Raw genomic sequence first — 22,146 nt, 5'->3', positions numbered from 1 at the left:
GTCTCCCGCCACACCGTATCCCGTGACATGGGCGGCGTCGTGAAGCTCGCGACGGCGGCCAGCGGGGTCATCGGCTCCTGGAGCCGCCGGTTGGTTGTCGCCGAGGGGCCGCGAGTCTGGCTAGCGCCCGGTCAACTACGTCCCGGTCGAACGCGGCCGGCGCGAACTGGCTGGCGTCGTCCAGTTCCAGCCACTCCAACTGCAGTTCGTGCTCCGGATGATCCGGGTCGGCGAGCGCTTCCACCAGCTCCTCGTACCCCCAGATGCCGCCGGAGTCCTCTGGGGGCGCCGCGCGGCGCCCACCCGTACAGGACGGGTAGCGGAGCGCAGGGTCTCGGTCGACAAGCTTCTCCACCACGATCTCGTGCACCCAGTTGTCGCCGAAGTCGTAGGTGTACCGGATTTTGGCCCCGGCCTGAGCCGCTACCTGCTCCAGCGTGACTGGCTTCTCGGCCCGATGCCCCAGTTCACGGTCAGCACGTCCGAAGTCACCGAATGGGGTCTCGAAGACGTGCATGTGGCTGTCATCCCAGCCGAACGCGACCTGGATGACGTCGTGCACGAGGGCCAGACTCGCGTCCGCCGGTAGCAGTAGGCGCCGCCAGATCGGCGGCTTGGCACCCTGCAACCCGACCTTGACCTGGTAGATCGGCGCCGGGCCGTCCCTCGTCTTCCGCTTCGCATGCAGCTTCCCCGGCGCCGGACGCCTGAACCGCGGCCCGTCGAAACCGCCACGGCGCCCACCGTCGGCACCGGCCATCGTGCTCGCGAGCGCCTCCAACATGGTGGACGGGCCGGCGTGGGTGTGCACACGCGCACCTTCGGGCCTACGTGCCTGCGGCAGAACGGTCAGCCTGGCGCGCACCAGCTGCGCCAGCACTGGGTAGGGCGGGCCCTCGTCCTCGTCGGACATCGCAGCGGCCGCCTCGTCAGGCTCCTCGTCGTTGTGTACGGCGCGTGCGTGCAGTGCCTCCTCGACGTACCAGCGCAACCCTGCCGGGCTCAGCGTCTGTGTCCTGATGTCCAGGCCGTCGCCGAGCCCGTCCGTACGGAGGTCGTCCAACGCCTCGGACAGCTGGTCGGCGTCGAGGAAGAGGATGTCCTCGGCGGCGCCGCAGTCCTGCTCATCGACGATGACCATGAACCCGTGCCCGCGGCCGGCCCGTCGGAACGACGCGACCAGCACCGACATGGTCTCCTGACTGTCGTACAGTCGCATGCAGTCACCGAGCTGCACCGGCTCTGCGAGCTCATCGTCCCATCGCGGCTTGGGGATGCCGGCTGCCGCGAGGCGGCTGGCAGCCTCTGATGCGGCCGCGGCCACCTGCTCCTGCACACCGGCGGCGACCGAACCCATCGCCCGCAGCAGCGCAAGCGCGTGGCCGCCGGCCGTGGCTTCGAGCTGTGGGATGAGCCCCTCGACGAACACTGGCACCAGTTCATCCCCGGTGACGGTCATCATGGCCACCAACGCCGCTCCCGCCACCTCCGCATCCAGCGCGTCCTCGCTGTCGGTCAGGCCCGCGGCACCGTCGAGCAGCGCGTCGAGCACCTGCGCCGGATCGACGCCCGCCCCCGAGCACACGGGACAGTCACACGCCTCCGGCGCGCCCCGGGCTACGGCCAGATCGGCGCGGCGGTCTTCCTTCTGCTTCTTCTTGCCTTCGCGGCCACGGCCAGCATGACTCATCCCCACAACCTATGTCTTCCACCATGCATCCCGTTGACCCTGTTCCAACGGCGGCGTGTCGGCGTCGTGGAGCCGGTATCCGAATCCGCTTCACGCGCGTTGGCGTCGAGGACCGGAGAGTGGTTGGGGGTACGCCGTCGCAGGGGCATCCGGTACCGGACGATCGGCCAGAACGCGTTGACAGGCAAAATCCGGCCCCGTTAGCGTGAAGCGTCCTTTTCTGCTGAATTAAGCTGCATCGGTGCCGACTGTGTAACGCTGCATAATCGGTCGAGTGAGTTCTGTTCGCACGTGAGAAGTCAAAGGGGAAATGATGCTGGAAACATTTCAGGATCAGGGCTACGCCGTCTTTCCTGAATTCCTGGAGAAGGCAGAAATCGACACGCTGAAGGCGGCTGTGGACGAGCACGCCGCGGCGCAACCCCAGCGACACGCGTACGAGAACGAGCAGATCGGCGCACTCGTGTGGCACCCCCGGGTCGGCGAACTGGTCGATGAGTTGATGGGTGGACCGTACGTGTTCCATCACATCCACGCGGCCCGCCACGACGCCGGCAAGAACGGGGTCTCCTGGCACCAGGACTACGAGCAGTACCCGCAGACCAACCGCTCGCACCTCATGGTGCACGTGTTCTTCTACCTCAACGGACTCAACGGCACGATCGGCGACCTGCTGCTCGTGCCCGGCTCCCACCGCTACGCCACGGACAGCCGTGCGCTGACCTTCCTCGGCACCTCCGACCTCCCGGGTTCGATCACGGTCGACGACGTGCCGCCCGGATCGGTCCTGATCGTGCACTCGGCGATGTGGCACGCACGTCGCCCCAAGCCAGGTGGTGAGGACAGCCCGCGCTGGTTCATCGACGCGTCGTACGGCCGGTCGGGGGTCAAGTGGCCGTCGTACCGGGCGCCCGGCATGCTCGCCAACCTGCGGGAGCGGCACGTGGCGGCAGGCGGCACGCGGCCGTGGCTCTTCGACGAGACCCAGTTCTTCGACGGCGCCCGCGCGAGGGCGACCATGGGAAGTCTCGAAGGCAGCGTGATGCTCGACCTGCCGCAGTGGCAGAACTCGTGAGGTTGCTCGTCACCGGAGCCACCGGCAAGGTAGGACGGGCCCTCGTCGATCGGCTCGGCGGCAGCTGCGAGATCCGCGCGCTCTGCCACAACAGGCCGCTCGACGTCCCGGGTGTCGAGTGTGTGTTCGGGACGATCTCGGACCGGGAGACCGTTCGGGAGGCGATGGCGGGCGTCACCCACGTGGTCCATCTGGCCACCTGCAAGGAGACGCCCGACGAGATCATGGACGTGGCCGTCAAGGGCCTGTTCTGGCTGTTGGAGGAAGCGCGGGAGAGCCCGACGTTCGAGCGGTTCGTTCTGGTCGGTGGCGACGCCGCGGTCGGTCACTACGTCTACAAACATCCCGGCCCGGTGACCGAGACGCAGCGGCACACCGCCTACCAGGGGTGTTACGCACTGTCGAAGGTGCTCGAGGAGGTCATGCTCGAGCAGTACCAGATCGCCTACGGCCTGGGCGGCACCTGTCTACGAGCACCCTGGATCATGGATCGGGACGACTTCCGGTACTCCCTGTCGTTTGGTCCCGACCTGTTCGGTGGCCCGGTGTGGCGTGAACTCGTCGATGGCGACGTCCCGGACGGTGCCGTCCCGCTGGCGCTGGACGCCGACGGCGCGCCGCTCAAGCGCAACTTCGTCCACGTCAGCGACCTCGTCGAGGCGATCGCCATCGCACTGAGCCACCCGGCCGCCGGCGGGGAGACCTTCAACATCTGCATGGACGAGCCGGTCGACTACCAGCAGGTGGCGGAGCATCTCGCCAAGACGCGGGGCCTGCCCGCCGTCACGGTGCCGACGCCCTACCACTCCACCTGGCTGGACAACACCAAGGCGAAACTCCTGCTGGACTGGAGACCGCGCTACGACACCGAACGTCTCGTCGAGGACGCCTGGACCTATCAGCGAAGTCCCGAAGATCCGCGACGGGTCTGGTATCCTGGATAGTCCTCGACTCCGCCGAACGGCCAAGGCCAAGGGCGTCCGTCGTTTCTCGCCCTTGGCCTGCCTGCTCAGTCGCGCGCCTGCCAGGTGCACAGGCAGACCTTGTTGCCGTCCGGATCGGACAGCACCCAGAACGCCGGCGCGTGCTCGTCGCTGACCAGCGTTCCACCGGCGCTCAGGGCCGCGTCGATCCGCGGCCGCACCTGTGCGGGGTCGACCCAGACGTCGGGGTGCCAGCGCTGCCGTGGCTCCTCGCGGCCGGAGCGCTGGAACCAGATCAGCGGCAGCGCCTGGTTCGGGTCGCCCACGTCGGCCCATCCCTCGCCGGTGACGTAGCGCCCGTCCAACACGGCGGCCCAGAACGGCCCGAGCTTCTCGTGGTCCGGGGTGTCCAGGCCAAGCTCGACGTGGGAGACGCTGCGGCAGTCGATCTCGGCGCCGGCGGCCCCGGCGATGGCGGAGATCCGGCGGGCGAGACTCAGGTCACGCTCGGTCACGCCATCCGCGTCGTGGCTGCTCAGCCGGACGTCGACCCGGGCGTAACGAAGGTCGAGGTCGGGATGGTGGTTCGACTCCTCGGCGGCCTCGCCGATCGCGTTGACGATCTGGAGGCCGCTGGTGAAGGTCGTGGTGTGGATACGGGTGTAGAGCCCGCCGCTGCCGTAGACGGAGAGGAAGGCCCAGCCGTCGAGGCCGGCGTCGGCGATCTGCTGTCCGGTCAGCTTCTCGTTGCTCATCGCCCCACTCTCCCCCAAGATCGGGAACGGAAACAGGGCTGCGAAACCATCTCGACCCGCTTGGCCGCGAGCGGGACGGTCTGCCCATCCGGCTCGGTCAGGGGCGGCGTCGACCGGGGCGGGTCTGACGTCGACCAGGGCGGGTCTGGCGGCGTGCCGGTCGACCCCGTGCGGTGACTCCGGTCAGCAGGTCCCCCAGGCGCCGGGTGCGTGGGTCTGAGTCGACCAGCAGGGCTTTCGCCAACAGGCTCAGCGGTATCGCCAACAGGGCGCCGAGCGCGCCGAGTACCCAGACCCAGAACACCAGCGAGAGGAACGTCAGGGTGGTGGCGAGCCCGACCGCCTGTCCGACGAACCGCGGCTGAATGAGGGACTGGATCACGAAGTTGAGCAGGCAGTATCCCACCACGACGGCGACCAGACCCTCCGGCCCGTACTCCAGGAGCCCCAGCACCGCGGGAGGCACCAGGCCGATGAAGAAGCCGACGTTCGGGATGTAGTTGGTGACGAAGGAGAGCAGGCCCCACAGCAGTGGGGCCGGGATGCCGAGCAGGTACAGCAGGCCGACGTCGAGGGCGGCGACGATCGCTCCGAACACCGTCGACACGATGAGGTACTGCCGCGTTCCCGACGCGAACGCCATCAGGGCGCTCACCACTCCGTCGGCGCGACGCTCCATGGCCCGCAGCCGCTCGGAGAACCACGCCGCGTCGAGGGCGAGGAAGAACAGCAGGACCACCACGAAGACCAGGTTGGACAGCCCCGAGAGCAGGCCGGTGAACAGGTCGCCGACGATCCCGACGAACCGGGTAGGGTCGACCGCGCGGGCCGTCGCCCGGATTCTGTCCTCCCCGACGCCGATGCTCGCCAGCCACTCCGTGGCATCGCGGGCAAGCCTCGTCATCGCCGGCCCGTAGGTGGTGAGCAGGGTCGCGAATCGCGCGATCGCCAGCGCGAGGCCCACCGCGAGTCCCAGAAGTACGGAGTAGACCACCATCATCATCAGGATCGTCACGACCCAGCCCGGTAGTCCGCGCCTTCTCAACCAGCCACGCAGCGGGTGGAACCCGATCGTCAGCACGAGCGCGAGAAACGCGGGTGCCACGATTCCGGCGATGCCCTTCAGCCCCGCCACCACGACGACGGTCGCGGCGGCGCCGAGCAACAGGACCAGCCCGCGCGGTAGGCCACGGGCGGTGTCGGACCGCTCCGTCACGCGGGGCAACCTCGGCATGACCTGAGTGTGGGCGGGATTCGCCGACGGGCCTCATCCTTGCCGAGTGATTCGTCGTCGACCCTGCCACGAGTTGTGCGACAGGTCGGCGCGAGCGTCGGCAGGGCGGACGACGAAGACCTCCGGACGCCGTGGACGGTCGTCCGGCACGCCGGAGGTCTTCGTACGTGGTCAGGCGGAGCCGCGAGGCGGGTTCACCTCCCTCGCGGCCGCGGACCACGCGCCTAGCTGCTGAGAACCTGGAACCGCTGCGCGGACGTCGTTGTCCTACCGAACGGGTCGGTGCTCCTGATCGTCACCGTGTGCTGGCCGGGCTTGAGTTCCTTGGGTACGGGTGCCGTCCAGATGTGGGAGGACGGTTCGGGGCCGGCCGGTCGCTGGGACCCGGTGAGCTTCTCCCGCAGCGCCACGATGTAGGTGTCGAGGTTGCCGGTCGGGTCTCCGTCGGTGAGACCGAACGACGGCGGGTTGTAGCCCATCCGGGTGTAACGGCCGTTGTCGAACCTGACCTCCACCTTGTGCCGCTCGCCACCGTCGAAGACGTTCACCTCGACCAGGGGCGGCTGGTCGCCGGCCCAGTCGTTGGTGGCGAACCGGGGCACCGGCGTGATGCCGGCGGATCCGCTCGGCCCCGACGGGATCCAGACGCGGTCACCGCTGCTGAGGGTCTGGTTACCCTCGCCGCCACGGAAGGTCATCCGCATCTGGAAGTCGGCCGGCAGGCTGGCCGGCTTGAAGCGCATCTGGTAGTCGTTCCCGTCGACGTCCAGGAAGTAGTAGCCGTTGGGGTTACCGTCCGACATGTCGGCCGCCTGGACACCGCGCTCATCTGTCGGACCGGTGCTCCAGCCGCTGCCGCGGACCTCGGCCAGCACCTGGTGATGGAACGCCTCCTTGCCCTGCCACACCGCGCGGTTCACGCCCTCGGGCGTCGGGGTCTCCTCGCCCGGCTCCATGTAGGTCTGCCAGCTGTTGGACGTGTCGTGGCCGGAGGTGGTGAAGACGTGTGTACGGCCCTTCAGGATCGTGAAGAGCTCGTCGAGGTTCACGAGGTTGAGGCTGGCGCCGCCGATGGCCTCGGTCCGGAGCGGGATGTGGGTGGTGATGACGACCAGCTTGTTCTTCGGGACGAAGCGCAGGTCGTTGGCGAGCCACGCCAGACGCCGCTCGTCGAGGTACCCGCGGTAGTCCCCGCCACCGAGGTAGTCGACGTTGTCCATGTTGACGAAGTGGGTCTGGCCGTAGTCGAAGGAGTAGTCGGTCGGCCCGTAGACGCTCTTGTACGTCTCGGTGGAGTAGGTGTCGTCGGGTACGTCGTAGTTGATGTCGTGGTTGCCGGGGAGGTTCCACCACGGAACGCCGAGGTCGGAGATGACCTCGTTGTGCGGACCGAAGAGGTCCAGCGGGTCGTTCACGACGTCGCCGGCCGTGATACCGAACGACGCGTCGGTGTTCGTCAGCTCGGTCGCCACGTCGACGCGGAGGTCGTCGATCTGGGCGAGGTTGGCCGTCTGCGGGTCAGCGAAGACGAGCGCCTTGAACTTCTTGGCGTCCTTCTCCTTGTACAGCGGGAAGTCGACGGACTCGGGCAGCGGACCCGTCGGCGCGATACCGGGAAAGCGGGTCTGGAGCGGCGAGCCGTTGGGGTAGTGGATGTAGTAGAACTGCGGCAGCTGCTTGTCGTCGACGGGGACCATGTAGCCCGAGGGCTTGGTCACGAAGATGATGGTCTCGTCGCTCACCCCGATGCGGTAGAGACCCTGCTTGTCCGTACGCACGACCTCACGGCCGTTGGACACGGAGACGTCCCGCACCCCCGGCTCCTTGGCGTCCTGCTTGCCGTTCTTGTTGCGGTCGTCGTACACCACGCCAGTGGCGACCTGCGGCTCGTCGGTCGCGTCCTGCGCCCAGGCGACCGCGGGTGCGACCACCGGCTTGCCCACCGCCACCAGTCCCAGCGAGAGTGCCACCGCGAGGAGTATTCCGTGGGCCTTCCTGCTGGACCATCGGATCTCAGCCATGTTCGGCACGTGTCGTTTCTCCTTTTGTCGTTTGACTAGGCCAGCACTCGTTCGACGAACCACACCAGGCCGAAGACCGTGATCACGCCGGTCGCCGCGAGCTGGACGTACTTCGACCACGGGTGTCGGCGGGCGAGGAGGACCACCGGGAAGAGCAGACCCACGATGAGCGCCTGCCCCAGCTCGATACCGACGTTGAAGCTCAGCAGCGAGGAGATCGACGACCAGTCCACCTCGCCGGTCAGCTGCAGCCCCCCGGCGAAACCCATGCCGTGCAGAAGGCCGAAGCCGAAGACCACCGCGAGCCGGGCCCTCGGCGCGGCCCGTCCGACGGCGTTCGTGGCCGCGACGTAGGCGATGGACAGCGCGATCAAAGGCTCGACGACCGACGACGGGAGATGTACGACGTCGACGGCCGTCAGGATCAGGGTGACGCTGTGGGCCAGGGTGAAGACGGTGACCACGCGCAGCACCTCGCGCAGGTTCCTGGCGCCGATCAGGAGCGCCACCACGAAGAGCAGGTGGTCCAGACCGGCGAGGATGTGGTGGAAGCCCAGGACGACGAAGCGGTAGGCCTGGCGGAGCAGGTTGCCCTCGCCCACGACCAGGTCCCGGTTCTTGGCGTGGAAGACGAACTCCCCGCTCGTGCCGCCGAGGTCGTAGCCCGCGACGTTCACGTGCCCGGGGTCCAGGTCGGCGACGAGCACGGAGTACCTGATCTCGTACTCGCCGGCGCCGGGGCAGTCGTAGCGCAAGGAGAACCGCGCGTAGGGCTGTTCGAAGCGCTGCTCGATCCCCGAGCCCGTCAGCTCGGCCGCGCAGGCGACGCCGTCCACGAGGACCTGCAGGTGCTCGTCGAGGTAGTCCGCGGCCGCCTGCTCGCCTTGTCGTAGTGCCCGCGCGGCGTGATCGGTCGGGCCGGCCCCCGGCTGCCGAAGGCCCGCGACGGTCGCGAACGCGGCGTAGTCGACGATCAGTTCGTACCGTACGTCGTCGCCCTGCTGTGCGATCTCGGAGAATCCCTGGGTGTCGAGGGTGTGCGCCGACGCCGGCCGGGGGAGCAGACCGGCGCTCCACACCACCGCGAGAGCGAGAACGAGGAGGGACCTCACCGCCGGACTGCCCATCCGGCGGTCGCGTACGGTGCCGACATCTGCCTGCCTCGACATGCCGGGACCCCTCCGCTCGGCTCCACACGACCGGGCTGGTGCATGCGGGATGACCCGCTGACGTGACGGGCCCTACGTGCGCGCTCCCAGGCGGCGCCCGGCTGTCGCTCCTTGATCAAAGTGCGCGTGAGCAACGAACTGTTCGTGGCAACGCGAACCGTCAGTGAACGAAGGTGAACGGATCGGTCAGACCGAATTGAATAGTTGTCCCAACTAATGAAGCCGGCTTGCGCTTGGGGATCTACCGGTGGTGGCGGGTGCGCTTCGGCTTCGCGTACTCACTCGGTCGCAGCCGGGCCCGCGGGACCCAGGTGGGCTGATGGTGATCTCCCCAGCGGATCAGGCCGTACCAGCCGTCAGGCCACAGTCGCCACATCCGCAACAGCCCGGGCCGCCACTGGCCGGCGTCTTCCACCTCGTACGGCGGCGACGGCGCCAGCCACCGCCAGCCCGGCCCCTCGTAGCCGGCCTCGTGGTCGGTCTCGAACGGACGGATGTCTGCCCCCTGCCCCTCCACGTTCCGAGGGTAGATCGCGTTGGGCCGGCAGTCGGAGCCCACCGACCACATTCCCGGGCGTGCACACCTTCCGCGGGTAGGGCGCTACGCGCCGTCCGGCAGCGCGTGCCGCGGGCCGTGCCGACGAGGTCTGTCCGTACCGACCGTGCGGGTGTGGTCACGGCGTACGCCGGAACGTCCGAGGGTAGATCGCTCGCATGCCGCCGCGCGTGGATGTCCCGTCCGTGGGAGCCGGCCCCTCCGGCGCGCGCTGCTCAGGGTCGACGCCGGCGGTCGCGTACGGCGTACAGGAGTCGGAGCGGGAACAGCCCGACCAGGGGCGCGCGGCGGCCGAGGTCACGCCGATCGTCCCGGTCGAAAGCCCCGGCATAGCGGCGCGCGTGCTCCACGGTGGGGTAACGCTTGCTTCCACCGGCGCCACAGCCTCGCCGGCATCGCCACGACATCGTTTCGCCCTCGCTGGTGAAGTCGAAGCGATGACCGAGGATGCGACAGCCCATCATCAGCGAGAAGCCTATGCGCGGTCCCACGCCGGGACGCGCCGTTTGGCGAGCCCGGCTCCACACCGGCGATGGGGCGGTCGATGACGTCGCGCGAACTCCGCAGGATCCGGACGGACGTCCCGGCCCGGTTGGACCGGCTTCCCTGGTCGCGTTTTCACTGGCGGATCGTCGTCGGGCTGGGGACCGTCTGGATCCTCGACGGGCTCGAGGTGACCATCGTCGGCTCGGTCGCACCGCGGATGACCCAGCCCGGAAGTGGCATCGAACTCAGCACCGCGGACGTCGGTACGGCGGCCGCGATCTATGTCGCCGGCGCCTGCGTCGGCGCGCTGGTCTTCGGTCAACTCACCGACCGGTTCGGCCGGAAGAAACTGTTCATGATCACCCTCGGCGTCTACATCGTCGCGACGGTGGCGACGGCGTTCTCCTTCGAGGCGTGGTACTTCTTCCTGGTCCGCTTCCTCACCGGGATGGGCATCGGTGGTGAGTACGCCGCGATCAACTCCGCCATCGACGAACTCATCCCGGCCCGCAGGCGCGGCACCGTCGACATCGCGATCAACGGCAGCTACTGGATGGGTTCGGCGATCGGCAGTATCGCGGCGATCTTCCTGCTCTCGCCGGTGTTCGCGACCGACGTCGGGTGGCGGCTCGCCTTCGGACTCGGCGGAATCCTCGGCGTCTCCATCCTCCTCGTCCGCCGACACGTGCCCGAAAGTCCACGCTGGCTCTTCATCCACGGGCATGAGGACAGGGCCGAGGCCATCGTCGACGCGGTGGAGGCGGAGGTACGGAAGGAGACCGGGAAGGAGCTACCCGCCCCGGGTGAGAGCATCGTCATTCGCCAGCGGGCGACCATTCCGTTCCGGGAGATCGGCAGGGTCGCCGTACGGCATTATCCACGGCGCGCGGTGCTCGGGGTCGCGCTGTTCGTCGGGCAAGCGTTCCTTTACAACGCGGTGACCTTCGATCTCGGCACGATTCTCAACACCTTCTTCGACGTCGCCACGGGTTCGGTTCCGTACTTTCTCGCCGTTTTCGCCGTGGGTAACTTCCTCGGCCCGATTCTGCTCGGCCGATTGTTCGACACGGTTGGCCGTAAGCCGATGATCGCCGGTACGTACCTGCTCTCGGCGGTTCTGGTGGCAACTCTCGGATTCCTGCTGCTGGTCGGTTCGCTCACGGCGGCGACGTTCACGGCCGTCGTCGCCGTGAGCTTCTTCGTCGCCTCGGCCGGCGCGAGCTCGGCCTATCTCACAGTGAGCGAGATCTTTCCGTTGGAGACCAGGGCGCTCGCGATCGCGCTGTTCTTCGCGGTCGGGACGGCCGTCGGCGGCATCACCGGGCCGGCTTTGTTCGGGCAGTTCGTCCACAGCGGCAACCTGACGCTGGTCGCGGTCGGCTTCTTCATCGGCGCCGTCGCGATGGCCGCGGGGGGACTGGCCGAACTCGCGTTCGGCGTCGCGGCCGAGCGGCGGCCCCTGGAGAACATCGCCCGCCCGCTCACCGCGGAGGACGACCCGGGCCGGCCTGGCGAGGACGAGTAAGCGAGCGGTCCGTGCCGGGACGCGGAGCCGGTCAGCCGGGACGGAACGTCGTACGGTTTCCGGCCGGCGCCGAACTCGGTCCGGTCGGCCGCCGATCGGAGCGCTGGTTCTGCTCGGGTATGGCGACGATCGCGCCCCGAGCGAACTCGCTCCACATGCGGTGCAGACTCCTCCGCCGTGTCTCTACGACCGTCGTACTGGACCGACCATACGCCGCGCGGCGCTCGTGGAGCCGGTGCCCGTTCGGGGCGTGGACCGTTCGCGGCCGCCCTGACTCGTCGTGCCGCCGAGCCCCCGGAGACGGTGGTCGTCAGTCCGGGGGAGTCGGTGGCAGCGAGGATCGAGCGGGGTTCAGAGCGTGGTCGGTTCAGGCTGGGGCAGGGCGTGGTCGGTTCGGGGCGTGGGCGGATCAGTAGCCGCGTGCGACGTCCACGAGACCGACCAGCTCCTCGCCGGCGGCGTAGCGTGCGACGTTCTCCCGCACCCGGGCGGCCAGGCCGGGGATGAGCAGTTGGGACGGGTTCGCGGAGTGCGGGGTGATGAGGGCGTTCGGCGCGTCCCACAACGGATGTCCGTCCGGGAGCGGCTCGGGATCGGTGACGTCCAGGCCCGCGCCGCCGATGCTGCCGGAGCGCAGCGCCTCGACCAACGCGTCGCTGTCGATCAGGGAGCCGCGCGCGATGTTGATCAGCCAGGCGTGCGACCGCATCAGACCCAGTTCGCGGGCCCCGATCAGGTGTCGCGTGTCGGCGGTGGCCGGCGCGCCGATCACGACCACGTCGGACTCGATGAGGACGTCGTCCAGCCGGTCGGGCGTGAAGGTCTGCGCGGCGCCGGGTATCGGCGTCCCGGACCGGGTGATCGCGAGCACGCGCGCCCCGAACGGAGTGAGCATCCGGATCAGGGCGCGCCCGATGCCGCCGCAGCCGACGATCCCGACCGTGGACTCCAGCAGGGTTCCGGACTGGACGCGCGTCCAGGTTCGCTCCCCGGCGAGGGTGTGCAGGTGCCGCAGACCGGCGAGCATCAGCGCGAGCGCGTGCTCCGCCACGGTGTCCGCATAGCTCCCCGCCGCGCAGGTGTAGACCTTTCCGGGGCGGAAGATCTCCGCGGCGAACCACGACTCGATGCCGGCGGAGGGAAGCTGGACCCAGCGGATGCCGTCGTGGTCGAGTTCGAGGAACTGCTTCGGCGAACCCCCGAACCACGCCAGGGCCTCGGCGTCGGCGACGTTGTCGGTGACTTCGCCGCCGGCCTCCTTGACCGCATCGAGGACCTGCGGGTTCTGTTGGGGACCGACGTAGATCTTGGGGGGTTGGGCACCAGGATTCATCTGACCAGTATCGAGGATGTCCCCACGGTCTAGCCTGCGCAGGCGTGCTGCTGGACGTCTTCGGCCGTCACGTCGAGTAGGAACCTCTGGGCGGGACTGAGCCGGTCGTACGTCGACGCCCGGATGTACTTCTTCTGGTCGAGCTGCTGGGGGATCTCGCGCCGGGAGAACGCCGAGTGCATCGCCCGCCGCGGCTTGGTCGAGGCGTTCAGGGTCCCGCCGTGCCAGAGGTGGCTGTTGAAGATCACCACGGTGCCGGCGGGCGCGATGAGCCGTACCTCGTCGGGGTGGGCGTCCTTGGTGTCGGCCATCTCCTCACCAGGCAGCTTCCCGCGCAGGTGAGAGCCGGGGACCACGCGGGTCGCGCCGTTCTCCGCGGTGAAGTCGTCGAGCAGCCAGATCGAGTTGCAGACCCGGAAGTCGCCGGGCTGGACCGCCTCGCCGTAGTCGGTGTGCAGGCCCTGGTGCCCCTTGCCGGGATGGGCGGCCCGGCTGTTGAGCGAGAACACCTTGAAGTCGCCGAGCACCCGGTGGATCGCGGCGAGGACCCGCGGATGGGAGAAGCAGACCTCGAACATCGGATCCTTGTTGATCAGGTCGGCGAGCCGGTCGGTCCCCTCCTCCTGGTGCACCTCCAGCCCGGCCTTGTCACCTTCGGCCGCCGTGAGCTCGGCGAGCCGAGCGGCGAAGGCCTCGACCTGGTCCGGGCTCAGGATGTCGGCGAGCGGGAGGAAGCCGTCCCGGTCGAGCTGGGCCTTCTCCTGCGGGGTCAGGGTGTCGTCGGTCACCTTGAGGTCCCGCATCGCCGTTGCCGTGTCCATGCTCAACTCCGTTCGCCGTCCTCACTGCGCTGGTCGTCGACCGCTGACGGTCGCGGTCGTACTCGTCGTACTCAGTCGCGTCGTCGCGTCGTCGTTCGCGGTTGTACGCGATGTTCGCGGCCGGGCCAATGGCCTCGGGGCGGCGCGATCGACCGGCGACAGGCACGAAACGGCGCGCCACGACCGACCATGGCCCCCGGCCACACTGCCAATCTCGCGACAGGTAAGAGCTTTGACCATGCAGGAGCCGACGGGTCCTATGCACAGATCGCCACCGATCTGGCAGGGTGACCAGTATGGCCACCCTGCTGCCCAGAGATCGGGCCGAGATCGCGCCAGGAGCCGTCCACGTCCCTGGCTGGCTCGACCACGACCGCCAGCGAACTCTTGTCGAGGCGTGCCGTGAGTGGGCCGCCCCGCCCGCCGGGATGCGGGCGACCCGGCTGCCGAGCGGCGGCGTGATGTCGGTGCGCACGGTCTGCCTCGGCTGGCACTGGATCCCCTACCGCTACAGCCGCACGATCGACGACGGTGACGGCTCACCGGTGAAGGAGTTCCCGGACTGGCTGGGTGAACTCGCGCGGCGGGCGGTGACGGAGGCGTACGACGACCCGGGTGCGGGTGCGGCGTACCGGCCGGACATCGCCCTGGTCAACTTCTACGACGACGCCGCCCGGATGGGGCAGCACCAGGACAAGGACGAGCGCAGCCTCGCGCCGGTCGTCTCGCTCAGCCTCGGAGACACCTGCGTGTTCCGGTTCGGGAACACCACCAACCGCAACCGGCCCTGGACCGACGTCGAACTCGAGTCCGGTGACCTCGTCGTGTTCGGCGGACCCTCGCGGCTCGCGTTCCACGGCGTACCGAGGACGCTTCCCGGCACCGGTCCGGACATCGGCCTTTCCGCCGGACGCCTGAACATCACCGTCCGCGAGTCCGGGCTACCCGGATGAGCGACACCGGCGGGTCGGAGCCGACGGGGACACCCACGTTGCTCGGTGCCGGCATCTACGTCGGCCAACCCGGCCGCGGCTTCCCGCTGCACTCCCACGGTTCGTGGGAGCTGGTCTACTACGCGAGTGGCCGGGCCCGGTGTTCGATCGGGCCGCGGTGGTACGACGCCACGCCGGGGACGGTCCTGCTCACCCCACCCGACACGCCGCACGCGGAGCTCACCACCGGCGGCTACACCAACCGGCACGTCCAGGTACGCGCGCCGGCGGACTGGCCGTGGCCACGGATCGGCTTCGACGGTGGCGACCGTCGGCTCGGTCGGGTCTTCGACGCGCTCGTCCACGAGTCGTCCCAGCCCAACCCCGACCGCGAGGCGATGGCCGCGCTGCTGCTCGCCGAACTCGACATCCTGCTCCGCCGGGCCGGAGTCTCCACCGAGGTGGCGCCCGGCGAACGCCTTGTCGCGCAGGCCGAGCGACTGGTCGAGGAACGATTCGCCGAACGGGTCCGCCTGGCGGAGATCGCACGTGAGCTGGGCGTCTCGCCGTCGGCGTTGCGGGCGTACTTCGCGCGCTTCCGGGGCACGACCCTGCGCGCCCATCTGCACGGCGTACGCCTGCGGCACGCACTCGGCTACCTGCGCAACTCGACGTTGACGCTGCAGGCGATCGCTGAGCTGACCGGCTACGACTCCGTGAGCCATCTGAGCCGGCACGTCAAGGCAGCGACCGGCTCCTCACCCGGCGGATTGCGCCCGCCGCGGGGTGAGGAGCCACACGTTGCCGCCACAGGAGTCCAGCCCTAGGGGCTGGCCTGCTCAGGCCTCCGTCAGGTGGTCGACGGCGTTCAGCTCGTCGGCGGACAGCTCGAAGTCGAAGATGTCGATGTTGGACTCGATCCGCTCCCGCTGTGCCGACTTGGGAATCACCACGATCCCGCGCTGCACGTGCCAGCGCATGATCACCTGCGGGACCGTCTTGCCGTACTTCTCCGCGATCTGGGTCAGCTCCGGGTGGTCGAGCTTGGCCGCACGGAACGGGCTGTAGCCCTCCACCACGACGCCGCGCTTCCGGCTGGCGTCGAGCAGGGACCGGTCGAACAGGAAGGGGCTCCACTTGATCTGGTTGACCGCCGGGGTCACGCCGGTCGCGTTGGTGAGGGTGTCGATCTGGTCCAGGGAGTAGTTGCTCACGCCGATGTTGCGGACGAGGCCCTCTCCCTGCGCCTCCACGAACACCTTCCACGAATCCTCGCCGGGGGTGCCGTTCGGCGGCCAGTGGATCAGCCACAGGTCGAGGTAGTCGACGCCCAGGTTGTCCAGGCTCTCCCGCAGCGTCCGGCGCTCCCGGCCCACGTGGTCCGGCGGCAGCTTGGTGGTGACGAACACCTGGTCGCGGGGTACGCCGCTGTCCGCGAGCGCCGCGCCGACCTGTTGCTCGTTGCCGTACCCGGTGGCGGTGTCGATGTGTCGATAACCCGCCTCCAGCGCCCAGCTGACGGCCTGGCGGGCCTCGTCGCCACGCAGCTGCCAGGTGCCGAACCCGATCAACGGGATCTGACCGCTCGGCGGGAGGGGAGCGGTGAGTTCGGAGGTAAGGCCGATGTCTGTCATGCCCTGGTCCTACCCCCTGCAGGTGACGAACGCCAATCCGGGGGTGGCGGCACGCCGGGCCTGACCACAAATGGACGGCATGCGGGACGGCACGCGGGACGCCGGGACCGATCACCGCCCGGCTGACCGGCCGCCCGGCCGGGTGGTTCGGGGGAGGGGTACGTTGGAAAACGATATGCCGTCGATGCGCAGGCGAGTCTGATGTGACCAGCGAAACCACCACCTTTCCGCGGCCGGAGAGCAGCGAGTCGTCCCAGCCGACCGGCTCCGGCCGGATACCCCTGTCCGTTCTCGAACTCGCTCCGGTCGGCGTCGGCCAGACCAGCGCCGACGCCCTACGCTCCGCCGCCACCATGGCGCAGCGCGCGGAGGAGCTCGGCTACCAGCGGTTCTGGGTGGCCGAGCACCACAACATGCCTGGGATCGCGTCGACCAACCCGGCGGTGCTGATCGCCCACGTCGCTGCGCTGACCTCGACGATCAACGTCGGATCGGGCGGTGTGATGCTGCCCAACCACGCCCCGCTCGTCGTCGCCGAGCAGTTCGCGATGCTGGAGGCGCTGCACCCGAACCGGGTCGACCTCGGAATCGGACGCGCGCCCGGCACCGACCAGGCGACCGCGGCCGCGTTGCGGCGTACGCAGCAGGGGCTCGGCGCGGAGGAGTTCCCGCAGGAGCTGGACGACCTGCTCACGATGCTCGGCTACCACGAGGACGGCGGCGGGCTCGGGGCACGTCGGTTGAGCGCCACACCGGTGGCGTCGTCCGCGCCGCGAGTGTGGCTGCTCGGCTCCAGCGGCTACAGCGCGCAGGTCGCCGGCCTGCTCGGGCTGCCGTTCGCGTTCGCCCACCACTTCAGCGCCGCCAACACGCTGCCCGCGCTCGACCTCTACCGCAAGATGTTCCGGCCCTCCGACACCCTTGCCGAGCCCTACGCCATGGTGACCCAGTCGGTGTATGTCGCCGACACGGCCGAGGCCGCCGAGGCGATCGCGCGACCGGCACGGCTGTCCCAGGTCTCGCTCTACACCGGCAAGCCCCGGATGATGCCGAGCGTCGAGGAGGCCGCGGCCCACGAGTGGACCGAGACCGAACGTCAGATCATCGCCCAGGGGCCGAGCCGGCCGACGATCGGTGATCCGGAGCAGGTGCTCGCCGAACTCGACGAACTCGTCGCAGCGACCGCGGCCAACGAGCTCATGGTGACGACGATGACCCACGGCCTGTCCGAACGCGTCCACAGTTTTGAGCTACTCACCAAACTCTGGAACACCTGAGGGGTCGCGGCGCCCCGCATCCACGCTGGCCGCGTTGTCGTCGTCGCCAATGGGACACCGCGTGGCGGCGGTGGCGGCGGGCGAGGCATCATCGAGGCATGGAACCCCGCAAGCCGGATCGCCCGAAGGACACGATCGGCCCCCTTCTGCCCGATCGCGCCGCCGAGGACGACCCCGAACGCTGGGGTGATCGTGCCGAGGACGTCGACCAGCGCTATCTCGACGAGGTGCCGCCCCACCACGGCCAGTAGCTCACGCCGAGCCGGTCCCGCCTCCCGCCGATCACGCGGCCCCACGCTCAGGAGGACGGCGTGTTCTCCCGGGCGAGCAGGTCGCGGATGTCGCGCAGGAGAACCACCTCCTCACTCGGCGGTGCCTCCTCGACCTCCTCCACCTCGCGGCGTCGACGCAGCGCCATGAGTCGGTTGACCGGGACGACGATCAGGAAGTAGACCGACGCCGCGATGATGAGGAAGTCGAGGATCGCGTCGAGGATCAGGCCCAGGCTGAACTGCGCGTGATGGATGGTGAACGTGCCGACGTCACTCAGGTCGGGCTGGCCGAACAGCGCGGCGATCAACGGGTTGATGAACCCGTCGACCACCGCGGTCACGATCTTGCCGAAGGCCGCACCGATGACGACCGCGACCGCGAGGTCGACGACGTTGCCGCGCATGAGGAACTGCCTGAACCCCTGGATCATGGTGTCCCTTCCTCGCCGGACTCGTCCTCGGAAGCTACCGCCTCGCGGCCCCGGAGTCGCGGCCCAGCACGGCGCACCAGAACGCTAGGTCGGGCCGCGCAGCACCAGGGAGATCCGTGCGGTGACGGCGGCGCGGGCGAGGTCGGCGGCGGTGTCCGGCGGCACCGACACGACGACGAGCCCGCCCTCCGCGCCCGGGCCCGTGTCGAGGTCGGCGCCGCCCGTCAGTGACCCGAGTGGACCGCCGTCATAGCCACTGCCCGACCCGCCCCCGACGGAGCCCGCACCGCCGGACTGGTCGACCCCCGACCCGACGAGCCCGTCCGACGTCGGCCGTCCCGGTAAGGCCAGGATCCGAGCCCGGGACGCGACCACCCGAGCGGGCTGGCCCGCCTGCGCGGCCTCGGTCTCAGCGGCCAGCAGGTCGATCCGGTCGCCGACGCGGACGAGAGCCAGTGACCCAGGGTCGGCGACCCGCACCGGTGCCGCCACCACGTCGACGGATCCAGCCGGCCCCAGCAGGTTCGGACCGAGGAGCCGGGCATCGGTGACCGGCTCGCCCGCGCGCATCGGCCCGGCGAGGAGCGCCTGCGGGAGCCGGGCACCCGGTCTGAGCGCGCCGACGGGAACCGCGGACGGCGGAAGCGCGACCTCGCGAAGGTCGGTGGGGACGAGCGGAACACCCCCGGGCAGGTCGCGAGCCGCGGCGAGGACCGTGACGGTCGAGGCCGGAGCCGGCTCGAGAAGATGGAGCGCCAACGCCAGGCTCGCTGCCGCCAGGCCGGCCGCGAGGAGCCGTCGATGCCAGGAGATCGCGCGGGTCAGGTCGGTGAGGAGGCGTCGCGGGGTCGAGGACACGGCGCTCACTCCGGCAGGGTCAGCGGGAGCCTGAGACCGTCGAGCGCGTGAGCGCACGGGCAGGAACGCTCGCCGGGCAGCGCGGGGATGGTCTCGAACAGCAGGGTCCGTAGCCGCCCCACGTGCTCGGCGAAGAGGGCGAAGACCTCCGCCTGCTGGACACCTTCGCCTTCGGCGACCCCGGCGTCGAGGTCGGTGACGAGCGCGATCGCGGTGTAGCACAGCCCCAGCTCACGGGCCAGTACGGCCTCGGGATGTCCGGTCATGTTGACCAGGTGCCAGCCCTGCCCGGCGAACCAGCGGGACTCGGCCCTGGTGGAGAAGCGCGGGCCCTCCACGACCACCATCACGCCCTGGTCCTGGGGCGGCCACCCGGTGCGGGTCGCCGTGTCGATGACCGCGCGCCGCCCGTCGGGACAGTAGGGGTCGGCGAAGGCGACGTGAACGGCCCCGGTGTCGTAGAAGGTCTGGACCCGCCCGGACGTGCGGTCGACGAGTTGGTCGGGAACGACGAGCGTGCCGGGACCGAGGTCGGGCCGCAGCGAACCGACCGCGCACGGCGCCAGGATCTGGCGTACGCCGAGGGAGCGCAGGGCCCACAGGTTGGCGCGGTAGTTGATGCGGTGCGGGGGATGGCGGTGGTCGCGGCCGTGCCGGGGCACGAACGCCACGCCACGGCCGGCGACGGTGCCGACCACGAGCGGGTCGGAAGGCTCACCATAGGGCGTCGGGACCTCGACGTCGGTCGCGTCGTCGAGGAAGGCGTACAGACCGGAGCCGCCGATGACGCCGATCTCGGCCCGTGGCAGGTGCGGGGATGGAGCGGGTTGGGTCATGCGACGAGATTAGAGAAGACCCTCGTCCGCCCGCCCGACCATCCACAGTGCGCGCCGGATGACGGTCTGTGGACGAAAACCCGGCCAGGCGACACGTCCCGCCAAACGAACGTCCGGCCGGTGGAGACACCGGCCGGACGTCGGGTGGATCGGATGCGGCGCTCGGGGTCCGAGCGACCGCGCTATGCCGCGTCGGTCTTCGTCGAGCTGGAGCCGCTCGAGGAGGTCGAGGAGGTCGAGGAGCTGGAAGAGCTGGACGAGCTCGAGCTGTCCTTGCTGGTGCTCGAGCCGCTGTCGGAGCTCTCGGACTTGCTCGTCGACGCCTTCTCGGTCGTACCGGAGCTCTTGCTTCCGTTGGAGGAGCCTCCGGTCGAAGCGCTGCGGCTGTCGTTGCGGTAGAAGCCGGAGCCCTTGAAGACCACGCCGACCGCGCTGAAGACCTTGCGAAGCTTGCCCCCACAGTTGGGGCACTCGGTCAGCGGGTCGTCGGAGAACTTCTGGACGGCCTCGAGCTCTTCGCCGCAGTCGACGCAGGCGTACTGATAGGTAGGCACTGCCCCTCCATGTCCAAGATCGCCGCCTCCAGGGCCGGCGACACCGCAGGTTAGGCTAGCACTCCAAGGCCAGGACTGCTAAGCGGACGGAAGCCGCTCCCGTCCCGGCCTCGGAGCACGCCGGATCGGACCGGGTGTCAACCCGATCCGAACGGATCAGAACGCCTTCAGGTCCCGGTCCGTCGCGAACCACAACGCTTCGGGGATCTCGAACGTCGCGAAGGAGTAGTTGCCCATGGGCAGCCAGTAGGCGTACTCCTCGACGCTCGATCCCTGCCAGACCAGCACGATTCGCCAGGTGTCGACGTACAACGTCCAGACCCGGCGCTTCCGTACGACACCCGCCTCCTCGAAGGTGTAGGTGCGCTCGAGCTTCACCATGTTGCCGAGCAGGTCGTCCTTCGCGACCTCGACCTCGCAGCCGGCGAGCTGGGCGAGTCCCGCTTCGATGCCCTCACGCAGCGTGTCGAGGTCCTCGGCGACGACGTTCGCCTCCAGCTTGCTCACCCACGCGGCGAAGTACGTCTGCGGCTCGTCGTCCTCGGGGGAGAACAGCACCCCTTCGCGGTCCTCGGTCAGCTCGAACTGGTTCCAGTCCGACGGGTACCGGAAGGAGAACCGGCCCAGCGAGTCCTGGTAGGTGCTGACCCCGGTGAACCGGGGACGCCCGTCACGAATGGGCGTGTTCACTTCGATGCCTCCTGTGATGCGTGCCGCGCCATGACCTCCGGCAGCTTCGGCACCTCGCTCAGGCGGGACGCGCCCTTGAGCTCGAGGGTGTCGGAGAAGTGACAGGCGGCCATGTGGCCGTCGCCGGTGTCACGCAGCGGTGGTTCCTCGGTCTTGCAGATGTCCTGGGCGTAGGGGCAGCGGGTGTGGAAGTAGCAGCCGGACGGGGGATTGGCCGGGCTCGGAACGTCCCCGGTCAGCAGGGTCGGACGGGTGCGGTTGCGCGGGTCCGGCTGCGGGAGCGAGGAGAGCAGGGCCTCGGTGTAGGGCATCTTCGGGCTGTAGAAGAGCTGGTCGGTGGAGCCGACCTCCACCACACGCCCGACGTACATCACCGCCACCCGGTCGGAGATGTGCTCCACGACGCTCAGGTCGTGGGAGATGAAGACGTACGTCAGGTCGAACCTGCGCTGCAGGTCCTCGAGCAGGTTGAGGACCTGCGCCTGCACCGACACGTCCAGCGCCGAGACCGGCTCGTCGCAGATGATCAGCTTCGGGTTCAGGGCGAGCGCGCGGGCGATCCCGATGCGCTGCCGCTGACCACCGCTGAACGCGTGCGGGTAACGACTCGCGTGCTCCGGCCGCAACCCGACGACCGTCAGCAGTTCGGCGATCCGGTCCCGCAACGCCTGGCCGCTCAACGTGTTGTTGATGATCATCGGCTCGGCGATGATGCGGCCGACCGTCATCCGGGCGTCCAGGGAGGAGAACGGGTCCTGGAAGATGATCTGCATCTCCGGGCGGACCCGCTTGAGCACCTTGGCATCGGCCGACTCGATGTTGACCTTGCCGAGCTCGGAGTGCTGGAAGACGACCTGGCCCTCCGTCGGCTCCTCCAGGCGCAGGATCGTCCGTCCGGTCGTGCTCTTCCCGCAGCCGCTCTCGCCGACGATGGCGAACGTCTCTCCACGCTTGACCGACAGGTCGACCCCGTCGACGGCCTTGACGTAACCGACCGTGCGCTTGAGGAAACCCTGCTTGATGGGGAAGTGCTTCTTCAGACCGCTGACCTCGAGCAAAGTGTCGTCGCTCACG

The 22,146-nt window shown here is 69.2% G+C and carries 24 protein-coding genes; 7 read left to right on the top strand and 17 right to left on the bottom strand.

Going from position 1 to position 22,146, the window contains the following annotated elements:
* Window positions 1–67: 67 nt before the first annotated feature.
* Complete coding sequence (locus HEB94_RS43315) at window positions 68–1,690, bottom strand: plasmid pRiA4b ORF-3 family protein (RefSeq protein WP_192755219.1); 1,623 nt, start codon at window positions 1,688–1,690, stop codon at window positions 68–70.
* Between the two features lie 313 nt (window positions 1,691–2,003).
* Here HEB94_RS43315 and HEB94_RS43310 point away from each other — a divergent pair, with 313 nt between their 5' ends.
* Together HEB94_RS43310 and HEB94_RS43305 are read left to right on the top strand one after the other, a co-directional pair.
* Window positions 2,004–2,765, top strand: coding sequence for a phytanoyl-CoA dioxygenase family protein (locus HEB94_RS43310; protein WP_192755218.1), 762 nt, complete (start codon window positions 2,004–2,006; stop codon window positions 2,763–2,765).
* The gene (locus tag HEB94_RS43305; RefSeq protein ID WP_202896850.1) at window positions 2,750–3,709 is read left to right on the top strand and encodes an NAD-dependent epimerase/dehydratase family protein; all 960 of its coding nucleotides are present in this window, start codon (window positions 2,750–2,752) and stop codon (window positions 3,707–3,709) included. Before HEB94_RS43310 ends, HEB94_RS43305 begins: the two co-directional genes overlap by 16 nt.
* A gap of 65 nt (window positions 3,710–3,774) precedes the next feature.
* Here the strand turns inward: HEB94_RS43305 and HEB94_RS43300 are convergent, their stop codons facing one another.
* The 6 genes from HEB94_RS43300 to HEB94_RS43275 all read right to left on the bottom strand — a co-directional run bounded on the left by HEB94_RS43300 (window position 3,775) and on the right by HEB94_RS43275 (window position 9,914).
* On the bottom strand, window positions 3,775–4,443 hold the full coding sequence (locus tag HEB94_RS43300) for a 4a-hydroxytetrahydrobiopterin dehydratase (protein ID WP_192755217.1): 669 nt from the start codon (window positions 4,441–4,443) through the stop codon (window positions 3,775–3,777).
* Between the two features lie 97 nt (window positions 4,444–4,540).
* Window positions 4,541–5,659 (bottom strand): AI-2E family transporter, encoded by a 1,119-nt coding sequence (locus HEB94_RS43295; protein WP_202896849.1) that lies wholly within the window; start codon window positions 5,657–5,659, stop codon window positions 4,541–4,543.
* Between the two features lie 242 nt (window positions 5,660–5,901).
* Window positions 5,902–7,698 carry a calcineurin-like phosphoesterase C-terminal domain-containing protein gene (locus HEB94_RS43290; protein ID WP_192755215.1) on the bottom strand — a complete coding sequence of 599 codons (1,797 nt, stop codon included), beginning with the start codon at window positions 7,696–7,698 and terminating at the stop codon, window positions 5,902–5,904.
* A gap of 35 nt (window positions 7,699–7,733) precedes the next feature.
* Window positions 7,734–8,867 carry a HupE/UreJ family protein gene (locus HEB94_RS43285; protein WP_192755214.1) on the bottom strand — a complete coding sequence of 378 codons (1,134 nt, stop codon included), beginning with the start codon at window positions 8,865–8,867 and terminating at the stop codon, window positions 7,734–7,736.
* 241 nt (window positions 8,868–9,108) lie between these two features.
* On the bottom strand, window positions 9,109–9,384 hold the full coding sequence (locus HEB94_RS43280) for a hypothetical protein (protein WP_192755213.1): 276 nt from the start codon (window positions 9,382–9,384) through the stop codon (window positions 9,109–9,111).
* Window positions 9,385–9,638: 254 nt separating this feature from the next.
* Window positions 9,639–9,914: a hypothetical protein gene (locus HEB94_RS43275; protein ID WP_202896848.1), complete on the bottom strand. Its 276-nt coding sequence runs from the start codon at window positions 9,912–9,914 to the stop codon at window positions 9,639–9,641.
* A gap of 53 nt (window positions 9,915–9,967) precedes the next feature.
* Here HEB94_RS43275 and HEB94_RS43270 point away from each other — a divergent pair, with 53 nt between their 5' ends.
* The gene (locus HEB94_RS43270) at window positions 9,968–11,434 is read left to right on the top strand and encodes an MFS transporter (protein ID WP_192755212.1); all 1,467 of its coding nucleotides are present in this window, start codon (window positions 9,968–9,970) and stop codon (window positions 11,432–11,434) included.
* A gap of 31 nt (window positions 11,435–11,465) precedes the next feature.
* Here the strand turns inward: HEB94_RS43270 and HEB94_RS53045 are convergent, their stop codons facing one another.
* The 3 genes from HEB94_RS53045 to HEB94_RS43260 form a co-directional block, all read right to left on the bottom strand.
* A complete protein-coding gene (locus HEB94_RS53045; protein WP_273377298.1) occupies window positions 11,466–11,591 on the bottom strand; it encodes a hypothetical protein in 126 nt (41 codons plus the stop codon).
* 252 nt (window positions 11,592–11,843) lie between these two features.
* A complete protein-coding gene (locus HEB94_RS43265) occupies window positions 11,844–12,767 on the bottom strand; it encodes a D-isomer specific 2-hydroxyacid dehydrogenase family protein (protein WP_192755211.1) in 924 nt (307 codons plus the stop codon).
* A 29-nt stretch (window positions 12,768–12,796) separates the two neighbouring features.
* Window positions 12,797–13,588 (bottom strand): phytanoyl-CoA dioxygenase family protein, encoded by a 792-nt coding sequence (locus HEB94_RS43260; protein ID WP_192755210.1) that lies wholly within the window; start codon window positions 13,586–13,588, stop codon window positions 12,797–12,799.
* A gap of 296 nt (window positions 13,589–13,884) precedes the next feature.
* Here HEB94_RS43260 and HEB94_RS43255 point away from each other — a divergent pair, with 296 nt between their 5' ends.
* A complete protein-coding gene (locus HEB94_RS43255) occupies window positions 13,885–14,541 on the top strand; it encodes an alpha-ketoglutarate-dependent dioxygenase AlkB family protein (RefSeq protein WP_192755209.1) in 657 nt (218 codons plus the stop codon).
* Window positions 14,538–15,347 (top strand): AraC family transcriptional regulator, encoded by an 810-nt coding sequence (locus HEB94_RS43250; protein ID WP_192755208.1) that lies wholly within the window; start codon window positions 14,538–14,540, stop codon window positions 15,345–15,347. The genes HEB94_RS43255 and HEB94_RS43250 overlap by 4 nt, the downstream gene beginning before the upstream one ends.
* 12 nt (window positions 15,348–15,359) lie before the next feature.
* Here HEB94_RS43250 and HEB94_RS43245 read toward each other — a convergent pair whose 3' ends face one another.
* The gene (locus HEB94_RS43245) at window positions 15,360–16,154 is read right to left on the bottom strand and encodes an aldo/keto reductase (RefSeq protein ID WP_192755207.1); all 795 of its coding nucleotides are present in this window, start codon (window positions 16,152–16,154) and stop codon (window positions 15,360–15,362) included.
* A gap of 203 nt (window positions 16,155–16,357) precedes the next feature.
* On the opposite strand from HEB94_RS43245, the gene HEB94_RS43240 reads away from it, so the two are divergent.
* On the top strand, window positions 16,358–17,431 hold the full coding sequence (locus HEB94_RS43240) for an LLM class flavin-dependent oxidoreductase (RefSeq protein WP_337918380.1): 1,074 nt from the start codon (window positions 16,358–16,360) through the stop codon (window positions 17,429–17,431).
* A gap of 98 nt (window positions 17,432–17,529) precedes the next feature.
* Complete coding sequence (locus HEB94_RS43235; RefSeq protein WP_192755206.1) at window positions 17,530–17,682, top strand: hypothetical protein; 153 nt, start codon at window positions 17,530–17,532, stop codon at window positions 17,680–17,682.
* A gap of 47 nt (window positions 17,683–17,729) precedes the next feature.
* Here HEB94_RS43235 and mscL read toward each other — a convergent pair whose 3' ends face one another.
* From mscL to HEB94_RS43205, 6 genes are all read right to left on the bottom strand, one after another.
* Window positions 17,730–18,134: a large conductance mechanosensitive channel protein MscL gene (gene mscL, locus HEB94_RS43230; RefSeq protein WP_192755205.1), complete on the bottom strand. Its 405-nt coding sequence runs from the start codon at window positions 18,132–18,134 to the stop codon at window positions 17,730–17,732.
* Between the two features lie 84 nt (window positions 18,135–18,218).
* Entirely contained in the window at window positions 18,219–19,001 is a 783-nt protein-coding gene (locus HEB94_RS43225; protein ID WP_192755204.1) for a CpaB family protein, read from the bottom strand.
* A complete protein-coding gene (locus HEB94_RS43220) occupies window positions 18,998–19,828 on the bottom strand; it encodes an S-methyl-5'-thioadenosine phosphorylase (RefSeq protein ID WP_192755203.1) in 831 nt (276 codons plus the stop codon). The genes HEB94_RS43225 and HEB94_RS43220 overlap by 4 nt, the downstream gene beginning before the upstream one ends.
* A gap of 182 nt (window positions 19,829–20,010) precedes the next feature.
* Entirely contained in the window at window positions 20,011–20,382 is a 372-nt protein-coding gene (locus HEB94_RS43215; RefSeq protein ID WP_192755202.1) for an FmdB family zinc ribbon protein, read from the bottom strand.
* 156 nt (window positions 20,383–20,538) lie between these two features.
* Window positions 20,539–21,072 carry a PsbP-related protein gene (locus tag HEB94_RS43210; RefSeq protein ID WP_192755201.1) on the bottom strand — a complete coding sequence of 178 codons (534 nt, stop codon included), beginning with the start codon at window positions 21,070–21,072 and terminating at the stop codon, window positions 20,539–20,541.
* Window positions 21,069–22,145, bottom strand: a complete 1,077-nt coding sequence (locus HEB94_RS43205) for an ABC transporter ATP-binding protein (RefSeq protein ID WP_337918379.1) — start codon at window positions 22,143–22,145, stop codon at window positions 21,069–21,071. Before HEB94_RS43205 ends, HEB94_RS43210 begins: the two co-directional genes overlap by 4 nt.
* Window position 22,146 lies beyond the last annotated feature (1 nt).

The sequence above is a fragment of the Actinopolymorpha pittospori genome, from assembly GCF_014873875.1.
GTDB lineage: Bacteria > Actinomycetota > Actinomycetes > Propionibacteriales > Actinopolymorphaceae > Actinopolymorpha > Actinopolymorpha pittospori.
Note: the sequence above shows the minus strand (reverse complement) of the source record. Positions and strands in the feature narration are given on the sequence as shown.